Origin of the sequence: Kitasatospora sp. NPDC056138 (assembly GCF_042264695.1) — a bacterium.
Classification (GTDB): domain Bacteria; phylum Actinomycetota; class Actinomycetes; order Streptomycetales; family Streptomycetaceae; genus Kitasatospora.
This window is the reverse complement of sequence record NZ_JBHJVK010000144.1, coordinates 1-5,471: the sequence shown is the minus strand read 5'-3', so window position 1 is coordinate 5,471 and position 5,471 is coordinate 1. Positions and strand designations below refer to the sequence as shown.

The 5,471-nt window shown below is 68.3% G+C and carries 6 protein-coding genes; all 6 read right to left on the bottom strand.

Going from position 1 to position 5,471, the window contains the following annotated elements; all coding sequences use genetic code 11:
- On the bottom strand, positions 1-362 hold a 362-nt coding region (locus ACFC1R_RS38465; protein WP_375946375.1), incomplete at its 3' end, for an ATP-binding cassette domain-containing protein.
- Positions 355-1,416 carry an ABC transporter ATP-binding protein gene (locus ACFC1R_RS38460; protein ID WP_375946374.1) on the bottom strand — a complete coding sequence of 354 codons (1,062 nt, stop codon included), beginning with the start codon at positions 1,414-1,416 and terminating at the stop codon, positions 355-357. The genes ACFC1R_RS38460 and ACFC1R_RS38465, both read right to left, overlap by 8 nt.
- 12 nt (positions 1,417-1,428) lie before the next feature.
- The gene (locus tag ACFC1R_RS38455) at positions 1,429-2,349 is read right to left on the bottom strand and encodes an ABC transporter permease (protein WP_375946376.1); all 921 of its coding nucleotides are present in this window, start codon (positions 2,347-2,349) and stop codon (positions 1,429-1,431) included.
- A gap of 100 nt (positions 2,350-2,449) precedes the next feature.
- Positions 2,450-3,373 carry an ABC transporter permease gene (locus ACFC1R_RS38450; RefSeq protein ID WP_375946373.1) on the bottom strand — a complete coding sequence of 308 codons (924 nt, stop codon included), beginning with the start codon at positions 3,371-3,373 and terminating at the stop codon, positions 2,450-2,452.
- 73 nt (positions 3,374-3,446) lie between these two features.
- Complete coding sequence (locus tag ACFC1R_RS38445) at positions 3,447-5,093, bottom strand: ABC transporter substrate-binding protein (protein ID WP_375946372.1); 1,647 nt, start codon at positions 5,091-5,093, stop codon at positions 3,447-3,449.
- Positions 5,094-5,255: 162 nt separating this feature from the next.
- Positions 5,256-5,471 (bottom strand): oligopeptide/dipeptide ABC transporter ATP-binding protein (locus tag ACFC1R_RS38440; RefSeq protein ID WP_375946371.1); only part of this gene is annotated, 216 nt, incomplete at its 5' end.

Sequence of the window (5,471 nt, the reverse complement as noted above, 5' to 3'; positions counted from 1 at the left end):
AACGGCTCCCCGATGATGTCACCCACCGTCATCCGCGGGTTCAACGACGTGTACGGGTCCTGGAACACCATCTGGATGTTCCGGCGCACCGCCTTCAACGCCGCGCCCCTCAGCCGCGAGATCTCCTCCCCCTTGTACCTGACCGAACCGCTGGTCGGAGCCTCCAGGTTCATCAGCACCTTGGCCAGCGTCGACTTCCCGCACCCGGACTCACCGACGATGCCCAGGGTCTCCCCGTGCATCAGGTCGAAGGAGATGCCGTCGACCGCCTTCACCGCGCCGACCTGCTTCTTGAAGAGGATGCCCTGGGTCAGCGGGAAGTGCTTGACCAGCTCCCTGACCTCCAGGATCGGCTCAGTCATGGAGGGTCTCCTTCCAGAAGAAACAGGCGCTGCCCCGCCCGGCCACCGCGGTTCCGTCGTCCTCGGTGACCGGGAAGAGCCTCGGCACCTCATGACGGCAGATCTCCTGCGCCCTCGGACAGCGGGGGTTGAAGGCACACCCCGGCGGGATCCGCAGCAGGTTGGGCGGCAGCCCCTTGATCGCGTAGAGCTCCTGTCCCTTCTGGTCCAGCCGCGGAATGGAGTCCAGCAGCCCCCGGGTGTACGGGTGCGCGGGGCGCGCGTACAGCTCGTGCACCGGTGCGGTCTCCACGATCCGGCCCGCGTACATGACCGCGATCTTGTCCGCGACGTCGGCGACCACACCGAGGTCGTGGGTGATCAGGATCAGGCCCATGTTGTACTCGGCCTGGAGCTCCGCCAGCAGTTCCATCACCTGCGCCTGCACCGTGACGTCCAGCGCCGTGGTCGGCTCGTCCGCGATGATCAGATCCGGTTCGAGCGCCAGCGCCATCGCGATCATGATGCGCTGACGCATACCGCCCGAGAACTGGTGCGGATAGTCGTTCACCCGGTCCCTGGCCCCCGGGATGCGCACCCGCTCCATCAGCTCGACGGCCTTGGCCTTGGCCTCCTTGCGGGAGGCACCCCGGTGCACCCGGAACATCTCACCGAGCTGGTAACCCACCGAGTGCACGGGATTGAGCGAGGAGAGCGCGTCCTGGAAGATCATCGCCAGCTGCGAGCCACGGATCCTCCGGTGCTCGTCCTGGCTCAGCCGCAGCAGGTCGCGACCCTTGAAGAGGATCTCACCGCCGGTCACGAAGCCGGGCGGGGTGTCCAGGATGCCCATCACCGCCTGCGCGGTGACCGACTTGCCCGAGCCGGACTCCCCCAGCACCGCCAGCGTCTCCCCCGCCCGGACGCTGTAACTGACCCCGTTGACCGCCCTGGCCACACCGTCCCGGGTACGGAACTCCACCTGCAGGTCACGTACTTGCAGCAGTGGCGCGTCCTGGTCGCCGGACCGCGCCCCCCGGGGTTCGCTCTGCCGACTGCTCACACTGGTAGCCATCGTTCGCCCTCCTCAACGCAGCTTGGGGTCGAGGGCGTCGCGGACCGCGTCGCCGAGCATGATGAACGCCAGCACGGTGATGCTGAGCGCCCCGGCGGGGTAGAGCAGCATGTGCGGCGCGTTCCGGAAGGAGTCCGAGGCCGAGGAGATGTCGATGCCCCAGGAGACGGTCGGCGGTTTGAGCCCCACGCCGAGGAAGCTCAGGGTGGCCTCCAGGGCGATGTAGGTGCCGAGCGCGATGGTGGCCACCACGATGATCGGGGCCACCGCGTTGGGCAGGATGTGCCGCAGCATCATCCGCCCGCTGCCGGCCCCGAGCGCCTCGGCGGCGGTGACGTAGTCCTGCTGCTTGACGGTGATCACCGAGCCCCGGGAGATCCTGGCGATCTGCGGCCAGCCGAGCACCACGATGAAGGCCACCACGATCCAGATCGACTGGCTGGGCACCACCGAGAGGAAGACCAGGCCGCCGAGCAGGATCGGGATGCCGAAGAAGACGTCGGCGAGCCGCGAGACCACCGAGTCGAACCAGCCGCCGAAGAACCCGGCCAGCCCGCCCATCAGGGTGCCGAGCAGGGCCGCCCCGGCGGTGGCGCAGACGCCGACGGTGATCGAGGCACGGGCGCCGTACACGGTCCTGGCGTAGACGTCGCAGCCCTGGTTGTCGAAGCCGAAGGGGTGCCCGGCGGAGGCGCCCTGCTGGGACTTGGACAGGTCGCACCTGAGCGGGTCGGTCGAGGTCAGCAAACTGGGCCAGATCGCCATCACGACCAGGAAGAGGATCAGCAGCCCGGAGATGATGAAGATCGGATTGCGGCGCAGGTCCTGCCAGGCGTCCTGCCAGAGGCTGCGGGCCTCGACCCGGTCGTCCGCGCCGGGCACCGCGGGCCGGCCCAGGAGGCGCTCGTTCTTCAGGACCGACTGCGCCTCCATGGTGCCGAGGTCGAAGGTCCGGTTCTCGACCGCACTCTGGATCTCCAGCTCCTCGGTACCGGCCTCGGCCAGCGGGTCGGAGTCGTTGTACCTCTCCTGGTCAGGCATAACGGATCCTCGGGTCCAGGACCGCGTAGAGCAGGTCGACGAGCAGGTTGGCCACCAGGTAGATGATCACCAGGATGGTCACGAAGCCGACCACCGTGCTGGTGTTCTGACGGACGATGCCCTGGTACAGGTAGTAGCCGACGCCGTGGATGTTGAAGATCCGCTCGGTCACCAGCGCCCCGCCCATCAGGGCCCCCAGGTCGGTGCCGAGGAAGGTGACCACCGGGATCAGCGAGTTGCGCAGCAGGTGGTTGACCACGACCCGGCGGCGCGGCAGCCCCTTGGCGACGGCGGTGCGGACGTAGTCGGCGCGGGCGTTCTCGACGACCGTGGTCCGGGTGAGCCGGGCCACGTACGCGAGCGAGACCGAGGCCAGCACGACACCCGGCAGGATCAGCCGGCCCAGGGTGACCTGGTCGCCGACGGTCGCGGGCGCCACCCCCCACTTCACGCCGAACAGGTACTGGAGCACGTAGCCGGTGACGAAGGTCGGGATGGAGATGACCACCAGGGTCAGGATCAGTACGCCGTTGTCCGCGAAGGCGCCCCGGCGCAGGCCGCTCAGCAGCCCGAGGCCGATCCCGAAGAGCACCTCGATCGAGAAGGCCACCGCGGTCAGTTTCAGCGTGGTCGGGAACGCGGTGGCCAGCAGCGAGGTGACGGACTGGCCGCTGAAGGTGGTCCCGAAGTCCCACCGGAACAGCTTGCCCATGTACTTGAGGTACTGCAGCCAGAGCGGGTCGTTCAGGTTGTACTGCTCGCGGATCTGCTCCGCGACGGCCGGGTCCGGCGCCCGGTCGCCGAAGAGCGCGTTCACCGGGTCGCCCAGGGCGTGGACCATGACGAAGATCAGGAAGGTGGTCCCGATGAAGACCGGGATCATCTGGAGCAGGCGTCTGATGACGTAGCGGCCCATACGAACCTCCAGTCGGCCGTCGATACGGCGGCGGCCGGGTCCACCACATCGGTGAACCGGCCGCCGTCACCGGCTACTTGACGGTGATCTCGGTGTAGACCGGGACGCTGAAGGGGTTCAGCATCACGTTGGAGACGCGGGACGACCAGCCCACCGTGCCGTTCTGGTACCAGAGCGGGATCGCCGGCAGGTCGGTGACCAGCATCCGCTCCGCGTCCTGGTACTCGCTGACCGCCTTCGCCGGGTCCGCCTCGCCGTTCGCCTGGCCGACCTTGTCGTCGAACGCCCTGTTGGCGTAGCCGGAGTCGTTGGAGGAGGCACCGGTCACGTAGACCGGCTGCAGGAAGTCCTGGATCAGCGGGTAGTCCATCTGCCACCCGGTCCGGAAGGCCCCGGTCATCTGCTTGCCGTGCACCTGGTTGCGGAAGTCCGCGAAGGTGCCGACCGGGCGGCCGACGCACGCCTTGGTGTCGCCCATCGCGTTGTTGATGCTGTTGCAGACCGCGTCGACCCAGTCCTTGTGCGGCCCGTCGGCGTTGTAGCTGATGGTCAGCTGGCCACCGGGGATCCCGCCGCCCTGCTGGATCAGCTGCTTGGCCTTGGCCGCGTTCAGTTTGCAGGTGTCACCGCAGAGCCCCGCCTGGTAGCCGCCGGAGCTGCCGAGCACGGGCGAGGTGAAGTCGGTCGCGGGGGTGCGGGTGTTGTTGAAGACGACCCTGCTGATGGTGTCCCGGTCGATCGCCATCGAGATGCCCTGGCGGACCAGCCTGGCGCCCTCGGTGCTCCAGTTCGGCTGGTAGAGCGGGAAGGAGATGGTCTGGATGATCCCGGCCGGCTGGTTGAGGAACCGTCCGTCGAGGTCGGACTGGACGGTCTTCAGCGCACTGTTCGGCAGACCGTTGTTGACGTCCAGGTTCCCGGCCTGCAGGTCCGCGTAGGCGGCGTTGGTGTCGGTGTAGACCTTGAGGTCGATGCCGCTGTTCTTCGGCTTGTTGCTGCCCGAGTAGTCCGGGTTCGGGCGCAGCTGCATCCGCTGGCTCTTGGTCCACGAGGTGATCGTGTAGGGCCCGTTGCCCACGGGCTTGGCGAGGAAGGCCGCGTGGTCGGAGAAGAAGCTCTTCGGGAGCGGGTAGTACGCGGCGTAGCCGAGGGTCTGCGGCCAGGTGGAGAACTTCTGGCTCAGCGCGACGGTGAAGGTGGTGTCGTCCACGACCTTCAGGCCCGACATGGTCCGGGCCGTGGGGCTGCCGGAGGGGGGAGCCACCTCGCTGTAGCCCTGGATGTACTGGAAGAAGCTGGACCCCACCTGCTTGTCGGTGGAGAGCGCGCCGTAGTTCCAGGCGTCCACGAAGGAGGACGCGGTGACGGGCGTGCCGTCACTGAACTTCCAGCCCGGCTTGAGCTTGACGGTCCAGTTCTGCTGGTCGGTGGAGGAGATCGAGTCCGCCATCGCGTTGCCGGGCTTGCTGGTCCTGGGGTCGTACGCCACCAGGCCGGTGAAGATCATGTCGAGGACCGCGCCGCCGTTGACCTCGGTGGTGTTCGCCGGTTCGAGCGGGTTCTGCGGGTCGCCCCACCAGGCCGTGACGATTCCGCTGCTGCTTCCGCCGCCTCCACCTCCGCCCCCACCACCGCCCGAGCTGCTGCTGCACCCGGTGGCCACCAGCGCCACCGACGTCGCGGCGATCACGGCCAAGCGCACTCGGGCGACCGTAGGCATGAATCTCCTCCTCGGGGTGTGTGACGATCACACCCCATGAGAAGCGCGTGGCCCTGGCGGCGCGACCGGGGTACCTCCGGATGGGCCACCCTCGGCGTTCCCGGAAAACGCGGGGCCCGGCCCGCACGGATGTGCGAACCGGGCCCCGGACGTGACGTACTGTCAGGCAGCGCTCTGCTCGACCTCGCGCACCGCGGCGAAGTGGCAGGCCGACTCGTGCGCCGCCGGACCCTCCAGCGAGGGCACCGCGAGCAGCGGCACCTCGGTCGAGCACCGCTCCTCCGCCTTCCAGCAGCGGGTACGGAAGCGGCAGCCCGACGGCGGGTTCGCCGGCGAGGGGATGTCCCCGGACAGGATGATCCGCTCACGACCCTCACG

Coding starts and splice junctions, on each gene's coding strand:
- ACFC1R_RS38460 (WP_375946374.1), bottom strand. CDS start 1,416: ATGGCTACCAGTGTGAGCAGTCGGCAGAGCGAACCCCGGGGGGCGCGG.
- ACFC1R_RS38455 (WP_375946376.1), bottom strand. CDS start 2,349: ATGGAGGCGCAGTCGGTCCTGAAGAACGAGCGCCTCCTGGGCCGGCCC.
- ACFC1R_RS38450 (WP_375946373.1), bottom strand. CDS start 3,373: ATGGGCCGCTACGTCATCAGACGCCTGCTCCAGATGATCCCGGTCTTC.
- ACFC1R_RS38445 (WP_375946372.1), bottom strand. CDS start 5,093: ATGCCTACGGTCGCCCGAGTGCGCTTGGCCGTGATCGCCGCGACGTCG.